Consider the following 19,490-nt stretch of genomic DNA (forward strand, 5'->3'; position numbering starts at 1 on the left):
GTTGGGTGTATTCAGGCTGGTTGGTTTTCGCTATTGGAAAAAAAGTACGAGTGTGCTAAAAAGAGCAAGTAGTTGTGTAAGAGTGTTCTATGAGTAAAGGCAAAGTTACCCGAGAAAATATTTTGACCAAGGCGTTCGAGCTGGCAAGTGAGAATGGTTTAGAGAGTCTAACGATTGGTGAATTGGCCAAGCAGTGCGGGATGTCGAAAAGCGGTCTGTTTGCTCATTTTAACTCTAAAGACAACTTGCAGATTTCGGTTTTAGAGCATGCAAATCATATCTTTACTCAGAGAGTGATTGCACCTGCGAGAGAACACAACGCCATATCGATCGAGCAGAAACTAAAGATGCTGCTTGATAACTGGCTAGGCTGGAACCACTCTTTTCAAGGCAGTTGCATGTTTCTCGATGCATGGAAAGAAACGGGGTGCGAGACACCTCCAACCCAACAAGTCCTGAAAAAAACCATCGCGACGTGGGTTGAGTACTTGCGTATTCAGGTAGCGAAAGGGGTGGAGAATGGTGAATTTGATTCGCAACTGGATCCTAAACAAGCCACCTTTGAACTGTATGGGTTGTATTTAAGCGCTCACCTTTTTTACTCATTGCACGGAGAAGAGGCGAGTTATCAGCATTTCTGGCAAGGCGTTAACCGTCTGATTGAAAGCTGGAAATAGAACAAAGTAAGCTGAGTATTTCTACTTGGCTTATTATTTAACTAAAAATAGCACGGTCGTTCGCTTTTTCGAGAGGTAAGGACTGGCAAAGAAAGGAAAAGAAAATGAGTGAGAAGATTTACTTTAACACCTCGCAGAAGTTCAGCGTCAAAAAGAGCCTAGTCAACTTGACCACCCGTCTGCATCATACGTTGGCGCCAAGTCATGCAAAAAATACCGCGCGCAAATTGCTGCTCACTCCTGCTCGCACTCAGCCGAAAAACGCCGAGCCTGCTGGCTTAGTTAAAGGTGAGGTTACTTCAAAAGAAGGTGTGCTCAAGACCTATCAACTTGGCTCTGGTCCTGTGTGGGTGTTGACTCATGGTTGGTCGGGCAGTGCGAGCCAGTTCTACCCATTAATGGAGCATATCGCCAGCCGAGGCTATGCCGCATTGGCTTATGATCACCCAGGTCATGGGCAAAGTGGTGGTGTTTATGGCCATATCCCCGCTTTTGTTCACGGCTTGGAAGCGATACTGGATAGTGTTGACGAAGTTGCGGGGTTAGTCGGCCATAGTATGGGGACCGCTTCGTCGATTGAATGTCATCACAAGAAGCTGGTGGATAAGCCGTTTTTGCTGATCGCACCTGTCCTCGACTATCTGGATAATCTATTTGGCAGCGTCGCTCGCTCTGGCTATTCAATGCGTTTGTTCAATGCGGTAGTTTCTGAGGTGGAAGAGGAATATCGCTACCCGATTCAATCGGTCGATCCTTACAACAAACTCAAACTTCGCGCTGCATCGACTATTATTGTTCATGATGAAGGCGATAAGTTTACCAAGTTCTCGGTCTCTCAACGCGCCGCTGAAGAGATGCCAAATGTCACATTAGTTGCAACCCAAGGTCAGGGCCACGGCAGAGTGATGAAGTGTGCAGAAGTGATGCAGAGTTTTGATAAATTGAACGGTATTTAATCAACAGAAATGATGGAAACTTATCAAGTGTATTCATTAACTTAACATTGTTAACCATGATTTTGATGTGGTTAACAAATTCGCAATAAAAAATATTTCCGAGCAGGGTTGTGTGGGATCATTTGCTATGCCACAAGGCCCTCATAAGGAAATATAATAATGAATAGAAATGATAGTGTCCCTTTACCTAGCAATACCCGAGAATGGTTTTTTAACCGCAACAGCATGATTATTTTGGCGAATATCGCGCTGTTTGCGGCTCTGTACTTCACCCTACCTTTTGATCCCCAAGTGGTACTTGGGATCTGTATGCTGACGTTTGTGGCCATTTTGTGGTTGACCGAAGCCTTGCATGTCACCGTCACTGCTATCCTAATCCCCATCATGGCGGTATTGTTTGGTGTGTTTGATACCCAAACCGCACTGAACAACTTTGCCAACTCGATCATCTTTTTGTTCCTTGGTGGTTTTGCTCTCGCTGCGGCTATGCATCGCCAAGGGCTCGACAAGGTGATTGCTGACAAAGTACTCATTCTTGCCAAGGGTAAGATGAGCGTCGCGGTATTTATGCTGTTTGGTGTCACCGCTGCTCTTTCGATGTGGATCAGCAATACGGCAACCACCGCGATGATGCTGCCATTGGTATTAGGCGTATTAAGCAAAGTGAACTCAGAAAGCGGCCACAAGACCTATGTGTTCGTGCTGCTTGGTATTGCTTACAGCGCCAGTATTGGTGGTATTGCAACTATCGTAGGTAGCCCACCAAACGCCATTGCTGCTGCTGAAGTCGGCTTAACATTTACCGAATGGATGAGCTTTGGTGTGCCGACAACATTAGTGCTCTTGCCTGTTTCGATTGCGGTGCTGTTCTTCGTACTCAAGCCAGATTTAAATGGCCAGTTTGAACTAAACCGAGAAGCGGTCAACTGGGATAAGGGCAAAGTGGTGACTTTGGCTATCTTCGCTGCAACCGTATGTTTATGGATTTTTAGCAAGCCAATTAACGCCATGTTAGGCGGCTACGCCAAGTTTGATACCGTTGTGGCGTTAGGCGCGATCGTAGCGGTGAACTTTGCACGCGTTGTGCACTGGAAAGACATTGAAAAAACCGCTGACTGGGGGGTGTTACTGTTGTTCGGTGGTGGTATCTGTTTGAGCAACGTATTAAAAGCGACAGGAACCAGTGTATTCTTGGCGAATGGCTTAAGTGAAATGATTGCTCACTTAGGCATCTTCTTTATTATTGCGGTCATCGCTGTATTTGTCGTCTTCTTGACCGAGTTTGCTAGTAATACTGCAAGCGCGGCACTACTGATTCCGGTATTCGCAAGTGTCGCAGAAGCCTTCGGTATGTCGCCTGTGGTCCTATCGGTATTGATCGCTGTTGCGGCGTCGTGTGCCTTTATGTTGCCTGTTGCCACGCCTCCTAACGCGATTGTGTTTGGCTCTGGTCACATTAAGCAAAGTGAGATGATGCGAGTCGGGATCATTTTGAACCTCGCGTGTATTGGTGCACTAACCTTTATCGCGTTGAGTTTGTGGACTTAACAACACGCAATAAAAACTAAAGCGAGGCAAATGGCCTCGCTTTTTTACGATTAGATTCGTAAGATTGCTCAATGCAGTTTTCGCAACGACAAAGACAACGGGTTAAGGAAAGCCAATGAAATGGAGTGTAGGGATACTGGTCGCGGTTTGGAGCAGCTTGCTTTTTGCTGAAGTGGTAAAAGAGGAGCCGACTGAGTCGTTCATTAAGGTCAACATGACGCTTGAGCTTGATGGTGTTGAACGGTCGATTGATCAAACGCGTGAATCGCTGGACCAAATTGGAGTGGCGCTCGGCCAAATAGCTCAAAGTGATAATCTTAACGCGGATCAGCAGCGCATGCTGGGCGATACGATTGAAAATCTAAATCAGTTGGTGCACTTGTCGAAGTCGTCGGTTGAGTCATTGCCTCAAGCATTTGAGCGCTCTAAACAGACGATCTCTGATGAAAGTAAAGTATTTATGGATGACCTACGCTTTAAGGTATTGCTTGTTGTCGCGGCGATCGGATTGGTGGTTGTGTTAGTGATTGCTGCGATAGGCTGGTTCATTCTGCGGCCGATGCAGTCGTCATTGGTTGCGGTGACTCAGAACATCGCTTCGATGGCGGGCGCAATCAAAACCACTGCGGATGCGCTAGACTCCATCTCCAACCAACAAGGAGAGATTGCAAAGCGGTTAGAGCGTCATGTTGATTCGGCCGACAAGTCTTGATGATGGTTCGAGCGCGCCAAAAACAAAAAAGCTGACGCATTAACGTCAGCTTTTAGGTTGCAAGGGATTACTCGCTTTCTCGATTAAACGCCCAAGCGTACATCAACTCCAACGCAATGGTGGCGCCTGCAAGCGCTGTAACGTCGCTGTGATCGTACGGTGGTGAGACTTCGACAACGTCCATACCCACAATGTTAATTCCGGCAAGAGCACGCAGTATTTTAAGCACCTTGTCCGAGTTAAGGCCGCCGCAAACAGGAGTGCCAGTGCCCGGCGCAAACGCTGGGTCTAGACAATCAATATCGAAGGTGACATAAACAGGTTTGTCACCAATGATGTCTCGGATGCGTGCCACGATATCCTCAGCGCTTAGCTCGTTCGCTTCCATCGCATTGATCACGTTGAATCCGTGTTCGTCGCGTTTGTACTCTGTACGAATACCAATCTGCACCGAATGTTTTGGCGAAATTAGCCCTTCATTTGGGGCGTGGTAAAACATAGTGCCATGATCGTAACTGCTGCCATTGGCATAGGTATCGGTATGGGCGTCAAAGTGAATCAACGCCATTTCCCCATGATGCTTCGCGTAGGCGCGCAAAATAGGCAGAGTGATGAAATGGTCACCGCCTAACGCCAGCATGGTTTTGCCACTTTTCAAGATTTCACTGGTGGCCGCTTCTAAGCGGTAAGTAAAATCTTCGGCGTCACCACAATCAAACACCAAATCGCCGGCATCAATGACTTTTGCTCGGTCGAATACGTTGAAATCCCATGGAAATTTCTTTCCTTCCCACGCCAAGTTAACCGAAGCGCGGCGGATCGCATCTGGACCCATACGCGCACCAGGGCGACCTGATGTCGCCATGTCGAGTGGCACGCCAAGTACCACGAGATCAGCGTCTGATGAGACAGGGTTGCGCAGATACGGTCTGCGCATAAAACTCATGGAGTTTGAGTAGAGTGAATAATCAGTCTTGGTAAACAAATCATTCATTTAGAAATCCTCTAAGTAGGTGTAACCAGACAGGCCACCCTCTAATTCTTCAAGTATGGTTTGCTGTTCACTTGCGTCAACACGTTCTGACACCAGCTCGCGGTAGTTGCTGCGAATATTATCCACATCTATGTGCACGTAACGCATCATGTCTTCTACCGTGTCGCCTTCATCGATGCGTTCAATGACTGCTTCTCCGCTCTCATTGACGGTCACAACTGCACTATGGGTATCGCCAAATAGGTTGTGCATGTCGCCAAGAATCTCTTGATAAGCACCGACCAAGAAAAAGCCCATTAAGTATGGCTTGTCTTTCGTCCAAGCAGGTACTGGCAATGTGGTCTCGATACCTTGGCCTTCAACGTATTGCTCAATCGCACCGTCGGAGTCACAGGTAATGTCGAGCATCACAGCGCGGCGATCTTCCACATTTTCCAATCCTGACAGTGGCAGAACAGGGAAGACCTGATCAATGCCCCATGCGTCTGGAAGCGATTGGAACAACGAGAAGTTAACGAAAAACTTGTCGGCTAAACGCTCGTTTAGCTCATCCAAAATTGGACGATGGAAACGGTTTTTTGCGCTGAGTTGTCCACTCAATTCGTAGTAAATACGCAGCGACAGTTGTTCTGCCCATGCTCGCTGGTACAAGTTCAACAATCCCATCGCGAACTGAGAATGCACCTCAGCTAAGTCGCTTTGCGTGTCGTTGTAAATTTCAATCAGTGCGCGTGCATTACTGTCATTTTGTAACGTTTCCCAGTTCGACCACATGTTTTGTAGCAAAATTGGGTCATGGGCGTCAGGTGCACTCACACTTTCTGGATGGTACGCCTCTGTGCCGATAACGTTTGTGATCAGTACAGCATGGTGAGCAGTCAAAGAACGGCCAGACTCAGAAATAATGACTGGTTCTGGTTGCTCATACTGCTGACACACATCGCCCACGGTGCTAACGATGTTACGAGCGTACTCAATCAAGCCGTAGTTCATTGAGTTTGATGACTGGCTACGAGTGCCGTCATAATCAACCGCAAGACCGCCGCCGATATCAAAGAACTGGATGTCGGCGCCCATGCCACGTAGTTCGCAGTAGAATCGTGCAGACTCATTCACACCATTACGAATATCGCGAATGTTGGCCATTTGAGAGCCTAGGTGGAAATGCACTAACTGCAATGCATCGAGCTGGTCTTCTTCTCTTAAACGGTCAATCACAGTCAGAACTTGAGACGCGGCCAAACCAAATTTGGACTTTTCACCACCGCTGGATTGCCATTTCCCTGCACCTTGTGACGCAAGGCGAATACGAATCCCCATGCGCGGTTTCACGCCAAGGCTTTTCGCTTCTTTAAGCACAAGATCAAGCTCGGACAACTTCTCAAGTACGATAAAGACCTTATGACCAAGCTTTTCACCAATCAGCGCCAACCGAACATACTCACGGTCTTTGTAACCGTTACACACGATGACGGAGCTCGCTTTTTGTGCGAGAGCCAACACCGCGAGAAGCTCAGGTTTGCTGCCAGCTTCCAGTCCTAGCTGTTTGGTTTCTAATTGTGCTTGGCTTTCCAAAATCTCATCGACGACTTCTTTTTGTTGGTTCACTTTAATTGGGTAAACCAGCAAGTAGTTGTTCGTGTATTGATACTCGTCGATCGCTTGGTTAAATGCATCACAAATGCCATGCACGCGTTGGTGCAAGATCTGAGGAAATCGAACCAGTACAGGCAAGTTAAGTTGCTGTTCTTCCAGCTTTGAAACGATATTACTGAGCGGAATCTGGTGCGATTGGTCGCTACGAGGCGACACATACACTTCGCCCTGATTATCAATGCCATAGAAGCCTTGGCTCCAGTAATGTACGTTGTAGTCCGCGCGAACACGATCGAGTTTGGAAATATTTTCCACGTCTAGTCTCTCATAGAATAAGGAGAGTGAAACATGAATCAGAAGAACCTGAAGTCATACCTAACACGGCAGGAGTCATGGGACGCTTTTGGCCGGGTTGAGCGCATTAACGGACAAAAAGCCGTCAGAGTCTAACAAATTAATTTTGTCGAAAAGATAGCCAAGCTTATATAGATAAAAATTATGATTAAATCGGCTTAAATCAGAAGTGGGAATACGGCTATCAACCTTTATTTGCGTTAGTTGAACCGCTAAAATGGACGCAAATTGATTACCTTTGGAAGAACCATGGCAAAACTGACACTTCAAGAGCAGATGCTAAAAGCAGGCTTAGTGAACGAGAAAAAACTCAAAAAAGCGAAGAAAGGCTCGAAGAAATCTCGTGTCCAAGCGCGCGAAGTTAAAGCAGCTGTTGAAGAAAACAAACGCTTACAGCAAGAGCGTGATAAGGCGCTGAGTGAAGAGCAGAAAGAGCAGCGTCTATCCAAAGAGATCAAAGCGCAAATTAAACAGCTTATCGAAATGAACACCATCGAACAGAAAGAGGGTGAGATTAAATACAACTTTACCGATGGAACACTTGTTAAAGCGCTTTACGTTGAGCCATTGACGCGTGATCAGCTAGCGAAAGGCATTCTATCGATTGCGCGTACAGACGATACCTATGTCGTTATTCCTAGCAGCGTAGCGAAGAAGATTGCTCTGCGTGATGAGAGTGTGATCATCGAGCAAAACGCCCCAGCGGAGGATATGCCTGCGGAAGATGACCCGTACGCAGATTTCGTCGTGCCAGATGACCTGATGTGGTAATGGCAGCAAGATAGGTTTACACAGCGCTCTGCATTGGCAGGGCGTTTTTTTTGCCTAAACATGGATAAAGTGGTGCGAGGGATATGAGCTAGAGGTTGGTAGGATGCAAAGCATAAAAAAACCAGCCACTTGGGCTGGTTTTTGAAATCTTAGAAAATTGACGCTTGAGTCAATCTAAAATTATAGTACTTCAACGTTAGCAGCTTGAGGACCTTTTTGGCCTTGCTCAACTTCGAAAGCAACCTTTTGGCCTTCAGCTAGAGTTTTGAAGCCTTCGCCAGTGATAGCGCGGAAGTGTACGAATACGTCAGCACCGCCGTTTTCTTGAGTGATGAAACCGAAGCCTTTCTCTTCGTTAAACCATTTTACTGTGCCAGTAGTTTTGTTAGACATGATGTGTCCCTTGTATAAGTTTAATTAAATGTTTGGTGCGCTGAAAAATTGAACTATTAAATGTAACTATGAAGCTAAGGGAAAATCTAACTGTACTGCAGCAGAATGCGAACATTCTGAATGATTTACTTTTACTTGAGTTTCACTAATAACCCTGAATAACAGAGCGACGCAATAGTATGTCAGCGCCTCGGAGGAGTAAAGGCTTATTTTCCAGATTGACCATATTCGTGATCGAATTCGGCAATAAGCCCCTTCCTCTATAAGTACGTCATCAATAAGAAAAAGCGAGCTATCACGCTAACTTTTTAAAGATGATAGACGTATTGATACCACCAAAAGCAAAATTATTGCTCATGAGGTATTCGACCTCTAATTCGCGGCCTGCACCTGTAATATAGTCCAAATGACCGCATTGTTCATCCAATGTTTCGAGATTTAATGTCGGGCTAAACCAGCCTGTATGCATCATCTCTAGGCTCAGCCATGCTTCGATCGCGCCGCAAGCACCCAACGTATGGCCAAAATAACTCTTCAAAGAGCTGATTGGCACTTTACCTAGTGCATTAGCGGTAGCATTGCTTTCTGCAATGTCGCCACGGTCAGTTGCCGTGCCGTGGGCAGAGACATAATCGATTCTTTCTGGCTCTATGCCTGCATCTTGTAGCGCCATTTCCATACAGATTTGCATGGTTTCCATTTGAGGTTGTGTCACGTGGGCGGCGTCGCAATTGCTGGCAAAACCGACGATTTCAGCGTAAATCTTTGCCCCGCGCGCTACGGCATGCTCATACTCCTCGAGTACTAAGGTTCCTGCGCCTTCACCAATCACGAGGCCATCTCGACCTGCGTCATACGGACGTGGGGTCGATTTTGGAGATTCATTCTTCAGGCTGGTAGCAAATAGCGTATCGAAAACGGCAGATTCCGTTGGGCAGAGTTCTTCGCCACCGCCGGCAACCATCACCGTTTGATAACCGTGTTTGATCGCTTCATACGCATATCCAATGGCTTGGCTACCGGACGTACACGCGCTGCTGGTCGGAATCACTCGGCCTTTTAGACCAAAGAACAGGCCAACATTCACCGCGGTCGTGTGCGGCATCATTTGTACGTAGGTAGTTGCGGTGATTGCTTTGGTGGTTTTCTCATTGAGCATGACACCAAAAGCGCCGATCGCATCGGTACTGCCCGTTGATGAGCCGTAAGCAATACCCGTTTGGCCATTGGTTAGCACGTCGTGACCGATTAACCCTGCTTGGTTTAGCGCGTTTTCTGTCGCGACGGTTGCGAGTTTAGAAACGCGCCCCATTCCACGGACTTGCTTTCTTTTGTAGTGTTTAGGAAGCTCAAAGTGGTCAACGGGTGCTGCCAATTTGGTGTTTAAACCTTCGTACTGCTCATAAGAGGGCATGTATTGAGTGGCATTTTCGCATGCGCGCAGCTTTGGCTCGATGCTGTCCCAATCATTACCGAAGGCCGTGACGCCCGACATGCCTGTCACTACTACGCGACGACTCATACTAAGCCTCCATTTACAGAGATGACTTGGCGCGTCACATAACCAGCAATGTCAGACATTAAGTAACTAACAAGGCCTGCGACTTCTTCCGGTTCGCCCATTCGACGAAGAGGGATTTGCGGCATTGCGTGCTCTTTGACATGCTCATCGACCATTCCCGTGTCAATGAGACCGGGCGCGACGCAGTTGACGGTGATTTTGCGTTTAGCCAACTCTAGGGCGAGGGATTTGGTCGCACCGATAATACCGGCTTTCGCGGCGCTGTAGTTGGTTTGACCACGATTGCCCATAAGACCAGACACGGACGCAAGCGTCACGATTCGTCCACCTTTACGTTTTTGTACCATTGGCATCACGCATGGGTGTAAAACGTTGTAGAAGCTATCCAAGTTGGTGTGGATCACGCCATCCCACTCTTCTTCCGTCATCGCTGGGAAGGCGGTATCACGGGTAATGCCTGCGTTGTTAACCACACCGTAGTATGCGCCATTTTCTGCGATGTCTGCTTCTAGCTTTTCGCGGCACTCTTCACGGTTGCTGATATCAAACTGAATAAGACGGCCGCTACCGCCATTTTCAACAATGGTATCTAAGGTCTGCTGCGCACCGTTCTGGTCGCCCATATAATGAACTGCAATAGTAAACCCATCCTTTGCAAGTTGGATGGCAATTGCCTTGCCGATACCTTTACTGGCACCAGTGACTAAGACATTTCGGGTCATAATTGACTCCTAGTTTTCATTTCTTCTAATTTTTCTTGGGACGGAACATAAACGTTAAGCTGACAACTGGCGACAACTTGGCTGTCGATTTCTATACGAGCGGAGAATACCGCCATACCGTTATCTTCCATCACTTGTTCAGCGTACATGTCCAAACGTGAACCTGCTTGAAACGTGTCACAGTGAGAGGTATAGCGACGGCTGCCGAGTAAAAAACCTATCGGCGGTTGCTCACCTTTCTTCATAGCGTGATATCCAGACCATGCGGCGATAGATTGCGCCATAAACTCAATACCAACATAAGCTGGAACTGTCTTTGACTGAGTATCAAAGAAGGGATTTTTCGGCCCAATGTCAACTTGGCAATGAATGGAGTCTTGCTGAATATCGATAGCCTGATCAATCAAGATCATGGGCTCATCATGTGGGAGTAGTTGCGAGATACAAGGATAGCTAGTCATGGGTGTAACCGAATATGAGACTAATATTGTTACCGCCAAAAGCAAAAGAGTTACTTAAAATGGCTTTGCCTTCGAGTTTAGCCAAACTTTCGACCAATGAAACGTCGATATCGGTGGCTTTGTCTTGGCAGTGCTGCTTTGGCAGTGGTAGATCGTATTTTAAAAGGTGCCATGCGATGGCGGCTTCCGTTGCACTTGCGGCGCCTAGAGTATGGCCTGTCAGCGGCTTGGTGGAACTCACCGGTACCGATTGGCCAAATAGGCGATAGATGGCTTTGCTTTCCATGCTGTCATTGAGCGGAGTCGCTGTGCCGTGAGCGTTGATGTAACCAATGTCATTGGGCGCAAGTCCTGCGTCTTTTAGGGCTTTGCTCATGGCTTGTTCTGCGCCATTGCCTTCTGGGTGCGGCGCAGAAATATGGTGAGCATCAGAGCTGTCACCGACGCCAAGTAAGGCGATGTCTGTAGGTTGGCGACTTAACAACATAAAGGCCGCCGACTCTCCGATATTAATGCCGTTACGCTGCGCATCAAATGGACGACAAAGTTGGTCTGACAGCGCTTCTAGACCATTAAAACCGTTTAAGGTGAGTTTGCAGACGGTATCGACACCACCGACGATAACAGCATCGACAATGCCGCTCTCAAGCAGTCGTTTTGCGCTGATGAAGACGCGACCACTCGACGAACACGCCGTAGAGATCGAGTAGCATGGGCCTTCTAAACCAAAGTAGCGCGCAACAAAATCACTGCTGTTGCCCAGCTCTTGTTGGCTATAGTGGAAATGGTCTGGGAACTTGCCATGTTGCCCTTTATGCGCGATTGCCCTTTCACCGTCTGAGATGCCTGATGTACTTGTGCCCACCACCACGGCAACTCTTTGCTTGCCGTATTGCTCAATTGCGCGTTTGACACTTGGCTCAATCTGCATAAGCGCAGAGAGGGCGAGACGGTTATTTCGAGTGTTGTATGTGCACAGAGACTCTGGAAGGGGAGGAAGCGACTCCGCCACTCGTCCTACGTAGGTTGAGCGTTGAGTATTCAGGATGTCGTCATCTCGCACCATATTGGACGCTCTTTCGCCCAATAGACATTGGTGAATGTGCTGGTGCTCACTTCCCATCGCGGAGTGGAAGCCACAGTCTTGAATATAAACAGGTGAGGAAGCGCGTGTTGTCATGCTAACTATCTATGGTGTAAATGGCGTTTTTCGGTATTGCAGCGTTTTAATGATGATGGTGTAGTCGTCAGATAACTGATGGAATCGGATGTCCCCATCAAGCCGTTCGTCACTGCTATATTGAATATCAATGACTTGTTCACCTTGGCTATTGAAGATGCTTCTTGAATTGCCTTTATCAATAAGCTGCCACCTTACCTCATTTAGAGGGCCTTCCCAAGCAGAACCCGGCCAGAGCGTGATCATCAGGTTAAAAAGCACCTGTTCAGGCTGAGGCAGTACGCCTTGTAATCCTGCAAGCACATCGGTGGTGATCATCTCGGATTGATAATTTAACGACAAAATTCTGGTGCCCCAAGATGAAAATCCGGCTAACACTAGCTTGTCTTGATCAACTTGTAGTTGAACGGGCAATTGTTCGCTGCGCTCGGAAGTAGATGTGACCCAAGTGGCGCTGATTAACTGACTCGCGGTTAAGGTGTAGCCCAGCTGTTCTGGGGGCGGCAAGGTCACCGCAATCTCATCACTGATTTGGACTTTTGGCGTCACTTCTTTTGGTGCTGATGCGCAGGCGGTAAGCACCAAAGCGATGGCGAAACTGCTGACCAGCTGTTGAAATGATCGAACGCTCATTATGTCTCATCCTTTAGGTTGATGGCTAACGGTGAGAGTAGCCAAGCGACAAAAATACCACTGAGCACGGTAATCCCAAAGCTATGAATTGCATGGGTGTCACTCAGTGCCAATAGTCCAAACGAGAGCAGGGTAGTAATAGCTGATAAGGTAATGGCGAGCAAGGTGCTGTGGCTGCGTGATTTCTCGGCAAAAAACAAGGTGTAATCAATGCCGATACCGATGATCAAAATAAGCGCCAGTAGGTTGAATAAGTTCAGAGTCGATCCCAGAGCCGACGCTGCCGAGAGCCCTGCAATGCAGGCGATCAACGAAGGCAACACAATGCTGATGGCATGTTGAAGGCCGTAGCGTTTGATAAGCAGTGCGCTAATAATGGTGATTGCGAGGGCAAGCAACTCCATCACATGGGTTCGATACTTGGCAAACAGCAGGGAGATTTCTTGCGCCTTATTGAGATAACTGATGTTGTTATCCTCTTGCGCCCAACTTATCACAAGCTCGGGATCGCTGAGTTCGGTTAAGACAATCACACTGGCGACGCTGTCATCGAATTGGCCAATGTAGAGGAAGCGGATTGGCTCCGAGACAGGATTTGCCAGATACGCTTGGAGCGAGATAGGCGAGAACTCCGCCGCAAAATCAGGCGTCTCGACCAGTCCCAAACTTGCGGCTAAGGTCTTAGCTTGAGTCTGATACAACTGCGCGGTCAAGGTAAAATCTTGCTGCTGCATCTGCTCGGAGCTGAGAAATTGGTTCAAGCTTTGATACTGCTTTATGACGCCTTGTTGTTGCCACTTGTCGAGTTGAGGCGTAATCGCTTCGAGTTTTTGCATCAAAGAATCATCATCATGCGCCGTTACCACAAGCATCTGCTGAGAAGACTTTAATCCACTCACTTCGCTTATTCGATGCTCTTGTTGCTTTAATGAGTCAGGCATGGCTTGAAGTTGGCGAATATCATCGTCGTAGCGAAGTTGGCTTAACGGATAGGCCGTGGCTACGAGACAAATAATCGGTAGCGCAATGCGATAGGTCGGTTTAGACCACACGTTGAGCCACCACCGCCAAAGGGAATCTCCGGGCAATGGACGTGAAGGGCTTGGTTTTTTCGCCAGAATTGGGTACCAAGCGACGACGGTAATGTAGGCGGCGATCAATCCAATGGATGAGAACAGCGCAAGTTGCTGTAAGCCAGGGAACGGTGCAATCAGCATCCCCAAATAGCCAATCAAGCTGGTTGCCAGGCCCATGGTGATGGCGGCAAAAATGTGCGTGAGCCCTTTGCGACTGTCCCACTGCTTGCCCTCCGCTAAGCGCTCAGTGAGGTAGTGAAACGCGTAGTCAATCGACACCCCAATCAAACTTGCTCCAAATACAAGGCTAAACAAGTGAACGCGTCCAAACAGCCAGGTTGTGACTGCAAGAGCGGCAAGCAGACCAATAGAAATCGACAATAGTGCCAAGGCTAAGGGTGTGACACTGCGAAAGACAGCGACAAACAAGCCAATGACGCCTAGCAGTGAGAATAGGCCGATGGTGCTGATCTCTGATTTGGCACTTTCTGTCCCAAACTCGGCGTAAAACAACACCCCCGTATGGTGGATAGTTGCTTGGAAAGTCTCTTCGATTTGCTGTTCAATCTGTTGGATGTCAGCAACGCCCTGCTGCGCCGCCAAACTGTATGGGGAATCCGTCAGCGAAGCGGTGACCAGCACATACTCTTGACCCTGAAAGTGGGTCGTTAGGAAGCCATTTTTTAATGTGAAGACACTATTTTGCGCAGACACTTGGGCTAAATAATCACGAAACAGAAGAAAAGGGTCGTTTTTCAGCTCTTGTCCTGTCACGCCTGAGAAAGGGTTGTAAATGGACTGAACCACAAGTTGTACTTGCTCTTGAGGCGTACTGGTCAGTCGTTGTCTTTGTTCAGGGGTTAACTGCTGGTGACGGTGTTCAAAGTAATATGCAGCCCACTGTTTTTGTTGTTCTGCGCTGATCTTGCCCGTCACTTGATCAAATAGCTGCGTGCCTTGTAAAGCCGTTGCGAGTTCGGTGGCTGCGGAGAATAAAGAGTCCTCTTCTGGCGCCGTCAGTAGAAAGACGACTTTATCGCTCATGCTGTTGGAAACGGCTTCGAACGCTTGTTCAGCCACAGGGTTTTGTTGGTTCTTGGGTAACAGCTTAAGAATAATGGTTTCTACGGGCGCGTGCTCTGAGTAGAGCCATTGCTTGCCAAGCATAGCGACGAAAAGGGCGACCAATACCAGCCAAACCAGCGCGATAGCACGCTGGTTCAGTGTTAGATTAGAAATTAAATTGCGCTTGTTCAGCATCGGTCAGACCTTGTGGCTCTGAGGTTTGGTTCGAGAAGAAGATGTCCGTTTTATCACCGCGCAGCTCTTGCAACTCTAAATGCTCGATGTCATCGCGCCCTGTCAGTGTGATTTGCTTAAATACGGCGTTCAATGGCGCCTGATTTGGGATGAGCGTAATCGTCCAGTTGCCTGTATCGACTTTGAAATCGACGGCGAACTGCTCCTCAAGCGCGGCGGTATCGCCATGAAAGACGGCTAAGAACACGTGGCTAAAGTAGAACGCCATCGGGTTATCTTTTGCGGTAATGGTTTGGGGCGCTTGGCCAGCAAAGGTTTGGCGTAACTTATCTTCGGTCAACACTAAGCTGACAGGAAAGGGGCTCGCTTGTTGCCACAGTAATCCACGAGATTTGCTCAATGTAAACTGACCTTGCGAGCTTAGCGGTTGGTCAAACATCTCTAGGTGACGTGACTGAACAAAATCGCCACGCACCGTTTCATTTTTCGCTAGCTGCTGTTGCAGTGAGTCTAGGTCTGTCACCTGCGCGGTAACGAACGGCGAGCAGATGAGTAGCGCAGCGGATAAGCACTTCTTAATCAATGTCATGCGAGCTTCCCATGTTGATGCCACTGGTTGACCTTATCGATAAACACTTTAGGAGAAGCAAAGCACATTTCTTGCTCTTTGATAGAGACCGCAACCTGGGTGGTGTGAGCCTTGCACATCCTTTGGTTGGTTTGGGCATCATAGATGATGTAATCGACACGCAGGCGGTTTTCCCACTCGGTCAATTTTGCATGGACACGTATTTGATGATTAAAAGGGATCGCTTTTACATACTTCACGCGCGTGTCGATAATAGGCCACATGTAGCCTGATTCGTTCATCTTGAGGTAGCCGTAATCAATCTTGTCCATTAACACTCGGCGAGCTTCTTCAAAAAAACGGAAGAAGTTACCGTGATAAATGACGCCCATAGGATCGGCATCTTGGAAGGAGGTGATCAGTGTCACCTCCGATTCCAACGCAAATTGAATCTCTGGATTCATTAAGCCTCCGCGTAAAGTGGCCAATGACGCTGTTGAATACGACCGATAAAGTGACGTAAATCGTGCTCTAGAGGGCGATCCTCCGCGACAAATTCAAACTCACTCAATACGGCATCACGAATCATCTTGAGGTTGTCGCTCATATGGTGTTCATCCAGCTCGTTGTGACGACGACGGATTTCGATTGCCTGAACGCTTGCCAGTAGGGATGCCGCTGCAACTTGCTCTGTTAGCTCCAAAACACGCAAGCAATCACGGGCTGCGATGGTGCCCATGCTGACTTTATCTTGGTTGTGACATTCAGTTGAACGAGAAAAAACGCTAGCAGGCATGGTGTGTTTCAGCGCTTCTGCTGTCCAAGCGGAAATACCAATCTGAACCGCTTTAAAGCCGTGATTGATAGGTTTACGTTCGCCTTCAGCGCCAGTCAAATTGAACGGTAAGCCATTGTTAAATTTGTAGTCCATCAGTTGCGCCATTTGACGGTCGAGAAGATCCGCCAAGTTTGCGATACCCGTTTTCAGCGTGTCCATTGCCATCGCGATATGGCCGCCGTAGAAATGCCCCCCGTGCAGTACACGTTCGTTATCGCCATCGATGATTGGGTTGTCGTTCGCACTGTTGAGCTCGTTTTCAATCATTGAACGTAACCAAGGCAGTGAGTCTTGTACGACACCAATAACGTGTGGAGCACAGCGCAGTGAGTAGCGATCTTGCAGGCGATCGCTGTTGCGTGGTGGGCGCTCTGCGTTGAGGTCATCGCGCAACCAAGCCGCAACTTGCTGTTGACCTGGGTGAGGTTTCACCGCAAAAAGCGCTTCATCAAAGTGGAAGTCGTTGCCATGCATGCCCACAGAAACCATCGCGGTGATCTTGGTACACAATTGAGCAAGGTATTCCGCGCGTTTGTATGCCAAACAAGCAAGAGCTGTCATCACAGATGTGCCATTCATCAGTGCCAAGCCTTCTTTCGGCTTCAACTGAATCGGGTTGATGCCAAGCTCGGCATACACTTCCGCCGTTGGGCGTACTTCACCTTTGTACAGCACGTCGCGTTCGCCGATGAGTGCAGCTGCTAAGTAGGAAAGTGGTGTTAAGTCGCCACTTGCACCCACCGAACCTTCTTGAGGGATACGCGGCGCAATGTCTTGATTGATCAAGGTAACGATTTGATTGAGCAAATCGTGAGTGACTCCCGAGACACCCTGAGATAAAGAGCAAAGGCGAGTCGCGAGTACGGCTCTTGCTTGTTCATGGGTCAGAATGTCACCCAAGCCACAGCCATGGAAGCGAGTTAAATGTAACGGCAACTCATCAACCAGCTCTGGTGGAATCGCAACGGTACAGGAATCGCCATAACCCGTCGTCACGCCGTAGATAACGCCTTCTTCTTTAAGCAAACGTTCAAGAAAAGCGACACCACGATCAATTTTCGCGGTAAATTCAGCGGAGTTGTTGAGTTTTGCGTTCGAGCCTTGCGCGATGGCTACAACGTCTTCGATCGTTAATGATTGCGCGCCGAAAGTAATGGCGTTATTGGTTTGCGTTGTCATCTTGCTGATTACTTAGAGTCCAGAAATTGAAAAAATTATACCACTGCAAAGGTGCTTGCAGGGTGTAGTGTTCGAGTCGGTTTGCGTAGTTCTGAACAACCTGTTCTAAAGCGTGTTGGCGCTCCTTGCGCGGCAGAACGATCTTGTCGCTGAAATGCTCGAAATAGACGTTAAAATGTGGTGTCTTGCTGGTGTCATCCCTTAACCCGAAAAGTAAGTACACTGGCGCTTTAAGTACAGAAGCCAGCATAAAAGGACCTTGCGGGAAGGGGGCAGGCTTACCAAGAAAGTCGGCCCATACCGAACGACTCTCTTTGCTGGTGGAGGTTCTGTCTCCAACGATGACCACCCACTCACCTTGTTCGATTTTTTGCTGAAGCAAAATGGCCGTATCTGGTCCCATGGAACTGACTTGAATTAAGTTGAGTTCTGAATTTGGGTTGACCGCTTTCATGACCGTATTAAAGCGTTCGGCATGCTCTGTAAACACCAGCGCGTTGATTTTGACATGCTTATGGCGTCGGCCGAGTGCGCGGCATAGCTCAATGTTCCCAAGGTGGGAACCCAAGATGAGTACACCTTGTTTATTATCGACCATGTCTTGAAATTGGTCTTGACCGTGAATGGTTAGGTTATTTACGTTAAAGTCGCCTTTCCATGCCGCCAGTTTATCCAGCATGGTATGGCCAAAAGAGAGCAAGTGATGGTAGCTATCTAGGTTTGGTGGCAGTTCAATCTCTTGTTGTTTGGCGTAGCTTTTAAGTTGCTGCAGATAGATCTCGGATGCTTGTTTTGCGTCTTTGCCTGTGTAGTGGTAGTAACGCATGACTAGCTTCAAAATGAGGTTAAATGCGCCCCGACCCAACAGGCTATAGACTGCCAACATCAGCTTAATGCCAATGATGGTGCCTTGCTCCTGACGTTTAGACCAGTGAGCGTTTGAATTATTGCGTTTCTTTCTTGCGATGAGCTTCGGAATGCGCGGCAACATGCCAAAGAATAAGCGTGTATGCATCCAACTGATTTTAACGTTGTCCCATAAGGCATCGAAGTGAGAAATGCCGCCCTCAGGGTAGATAACGCGGGTTTCCACAAAATCGATTTCGACACCTTCCCAGTACATCCGCACCAGAATTTCGATGTCAAAGTCCATTCGTGTACCAATGCGGTACTGGTTGAGCACCTTGATGGTGGCGTCGACAGGGTAAGCCCTGAAACCACACATGCTGTCCTTGATGGCAAAAGAGAGAGTTTCAATCCAAACCCAAATATGAGTCGCGTATCGACCATATAAACGAGATTTAGGCACACTGTCATCGTAAACCGGTTGACCTGAAATAAGGTGAGTCGGGTTAGCCTGTGAGGCTTCAATCAGTTTAGGCAGAGCGTCCACATCGTGTTGGCCGTCTGCATCGATTTGGATGACATGGCTGTAGCCAAGCTCGTGGGCTCGGCGGATACCAGCCATGACGGCGCCACCTTTGCCTTGGTTTTCTGCCAAGCTAAGTAGTGTGACACCTTGGCTATTAGAGAGGTCGTTTAGCGCTTGTTTGGTTTGGTGATTGCTGCCGTCATCTACAATGATAAAAGGGATGTCAAAAGGGGTCAGAGACGACACCACGGCTGCGATGGTACTGCCGTGGTTGTAGCAAGGAATCAGGAAGCAGGGTTGGTAACTACTCACTCTTGTCACCCAATCTCATTTTGCCAGAAGAGTGAACAATGATTTGTTCATCTCGTGTCGAAGCGTATTTAAAGGCAAGTTTTTGTTTCGCACTATCCCATGTTAACTCGAGTGTCACTAACATGTTGGGACGAATGGGCTCTTGGAATTTGATCACTTCCATGCCTTTAAATACCCTTGGCGCATTGAGTGTTTCAATGGCGTAATGCAGCGCCCAATCAATCTGAGTCACGCCTGGGAGCAGGGGAAAATGAGTGAAATGCCCCTGAAAATCTAACAGATCAGCATCCACCTTAAGCTCTAGAGTCGCTTGGTGCTCTTTGATATCCGTGCGGATGATGGTTGGTTTTCTTTTTTCCATATAAC

19 protein-coding genes are annotated in these 19,490 nt (G+C 48.1%); 5 read left to right on the forward strand and 14 right to left on the reverse strand.

Features of this window, described 5'->3' with window-relative positions:
- The first annotated feature begins 89 nt into the window (after positions 1–89).
- The 4 genes from OH458_RS09270 to OH458_RS09285 all read left to right on the forward strand — a co-directional run bounded on the left by OH458_RS09270 (position 90) and on the right by OH458_RS09285 (position 3,893).
- The gene (locus OH458_RS09270; protein ID WP_005473968.1) at positions 90–677 is read left to right on the forward strand and encodes a TetR/AcrR family transcriptional regulator; all 588 of its coding nucleotides are present in this window, start codon (positions 90–92) and stop codon (positions 675–677) included.
- Between the two features lie 104 nt (positions 678–781).
- Positions 782–1,633 (forward strand): alpha/beta hydrolase, encoded by an 852-nt coding sequence (locus OH458_RS09275; RefSeq protein ID WP_269978105.1) that lies wholly within the window; start codon positions 782–784, stop codon positions 1,631–1,633.
- A gap of 159 nt (positions 1,634–1,792) precedes the next feature.
- Entirely contained in the window at positions 1,793–3,181 is a 1,389-nt protein-coding gene (locus tag OH458_RS09280) for an SLC13 family permease (protein WP_269978106.1), read from the forward strand.
- 115 nt (positions 3,182–3,296) lie between these two features.
- Positions 3,297–3,893: a hypothetical protein gene (locus OH458_RS09285; protein WP_269978107.1), complete on the forward strand. Its 597-nt coding sequence runs from the start codon at positions 3,297–3,299 to the stop codon at positions 3,891–3,893.
- Between the two features lie 67 nt (positions 3,894–3,960).
- On the opposite strand, the gene speB is transcribed toward OH458_RS09285, so the two are convergent.
- The gene (speB, locus tag OH458_RS09290) at positions 3,961–4,887 is read right to left on the reverse strand and encodes an agmatinase (protein ID WP_038135828.1); all 927 of its coding nucleotides are present in this window, start codon (positions 4,885–4,887) and stop codon (positions 3,961–3,963) included.
- Positions 4,888–6,798: an arginine decarboxylase gene (gene speA / locus OH458_RS09295; protein ID WP_269978108.1), complete on the reverse strand. Its 1,911-nt coding sequence runs from the start codon at positions 6,796–6,798 to the stop codon at positions 4,888–4,890.
- Positions 6,799–7,086: 288 nt separating this feature from the next.
- On the opposite strand from speA, the gene OH458_RS09300 reads away from it, so the two are divergent.
- Positions 7,087–7,608, forward strand: a complete 522-nt coding sequence (locus tag OH458_RS09300) for a DUF2058 domain-containing protein (RefSeq protein WP_269978109.1) — start codon at positions 7,087–7,089, stop codon at positions 7,606–7,608.
- Between the two features lie 180 nt (positions 7,609–7,788).
- Here the strand turns inward: OH458_RS09300 and cspE are convergent, their stop codons facing one another.
- The 12 genes from cspE to OH458_RS09360 form a co-directional block, all read right to left on the reverse strand.
- Positions 7,789–8,001, reverse strand: coding sequence for a transcription antiterminator/RNA stability regulator CspE (gene cspE, locus OH458_RS09305; RefSeq protein WP_005473978.1), 213 nt, complete (start codon positions 7,999–8,001; stop codon positions 7,789–7,791).
- 295 nt (positions 8,002–8,296) lie between these two features.
- A complete protein-coding gene (locus OH458_RS09310) occupies positions 8,297–9,523 on the reverse strand; it encodes a beta-ketoacyl-ACP synthase (protein ID WP_269978110.1) in 1,227 nt (408 codons plus the stop codon).
- Positions 9,520–10,245, reverse strand: a complete 726-nt coding sequence (locus OH458_RS09315) for a 3-ketoacyl-ACP reductase FabG2 (protein WP_269978111.1) — start codon at positions 10,243–10,245, stop codon at positions 9,520–9,522. Before OH458_RS09315 ends, OH458_RS09310 begins: the two co-directional genes overlap by 4 nt.
- Positions 10,242–10,706, reverse strand: coding sequence for a hotdog family protein (locus OH458_RS09320; protein ID WP_269978112.1), 465 nt, complete (start codon positions 10,704–10,706; stop codon positions 10,242–10,244). Before OH458_RS09320 ends, OH458_RS09315 begins: the two co-directional genes overlap by 4 nt.
- Entirely contained in the window at positions 10,699–11,886 is a 1,188-nt protein-coding gene (locus OH458_RS09325; protein ID WP_269978113.1) for a beta-ketoacyl-[acyl-carrier-protein] synthase family protein, read from the reverse strand. Before OH458_RS09325 ends, OH458_RS09320 begins: the two co-directional genes overlap by 8 nt.
- A 9-nt stretch (positions 11,887–11,895) precedes the next feature.
- Positions 11,896–12,519: a DUF3261 domain-containing protein gene (locus OH458_RS09330; protein WP_269978114.1), complete on the reverse strand. Its 624-nt coding sequence runs from the start codon at positions 12,517–12,519 to the stop codon at positions 11,896–11,898.
- A complete protein-coding gene (locus OH458_RS09335; RefSeq protein ID WP_269978115.1) occupies positions 12,519–14,855 on the reverse strand; it encodes an MMPL family transporter in 2,337 nt (778 codons plus the stop codon). Before OH458_RS09335 ends, OH458_RS09330 begins: the two co-directional genes overlap by 1 nt.
- Positions 14,827–15,435 (reverse strand): outer membrane lipoprotein carrier protein LolA, encoded by a 609-nt coding sequence (locus OH458_RS09340; RefSeq protein ID WP_443088507.1) that lies wholly within the window; start codon positions 15,433–15,435, stop codon positions 14,827–14,829. The genes OH458_RS09335 and OH458_RS09340 overlap by 29 nt, the downstream gene beginning before the upstream one ends.
- 5 nt (positions 15,436–15,440) lie before the next feature.
- On the reverse strand, positions 15,441–15,887 hold the full coding sequence (locus OH458_RS09345; protein WP_039483903.1) for an acyl-CoA thioesterase: 447 nt from the start codon (positions 15,885–15,887) through the stop codon (positions 15,441–15,443).
- Positions 15,887–17,440: an HAL/PAL/TAL family ammonia-lyase gene (locus tag OH458_RS09350; protein ID WP_005473872.1), complete on the reverse strand. Its 1,554-nt coding sequence runs from the start codon at positions 17,438–17,440 to the stop codon at positions 15,887–15,889. The genes OH458_RS09345 and OH458_RS09350 overlap by 1 nt, the downstream gene beginning before the upstream one ends.
- Positions 17,421–19,124, reverse strand: a complete 1,704-nt coding sequence (locus OH458_RS09355; RefSeq protein ID WP_269978117.1) for a glycosyltransferase family 2 protein — start codon at positions 19,122–19,124, stop codon at positions 17,421–17,423. The genes OH458_RS09350 and OH458_RS09355 overlap by 20 nt, the downstream gene beginning before the upstream one ends.
- The gene (locus tag OH458_RS09360; protein ID WP_269978118.1) at positions 19,117–19,485 is read right to left on the reverse strand and encodes an ApeI family dehydratase; all 369 of its coding nucleotides are present in this window, start codon (positions 19,483–19,485) and stop codon (positions 19,117–19,119) included. The genes OH458_RS09355 and OH458_RS09360 overlap by 8 nt, the downstream gene beginning before the upstream one ends.
- Positions 19,486–19,490 lie beyond the last annotated feature (5 nt).

The sequence above is a fragment of the Vibrio sp. MarTm2 genome (assembly GCF_027587055.1).
GTDB classification, from domain to species: Bacteria; Pseudomonadota; Gammaproteobacteria; order Enterobacterales; family Vibrionaceae; genus Vibrio; species Vibrio sinaloensis_D.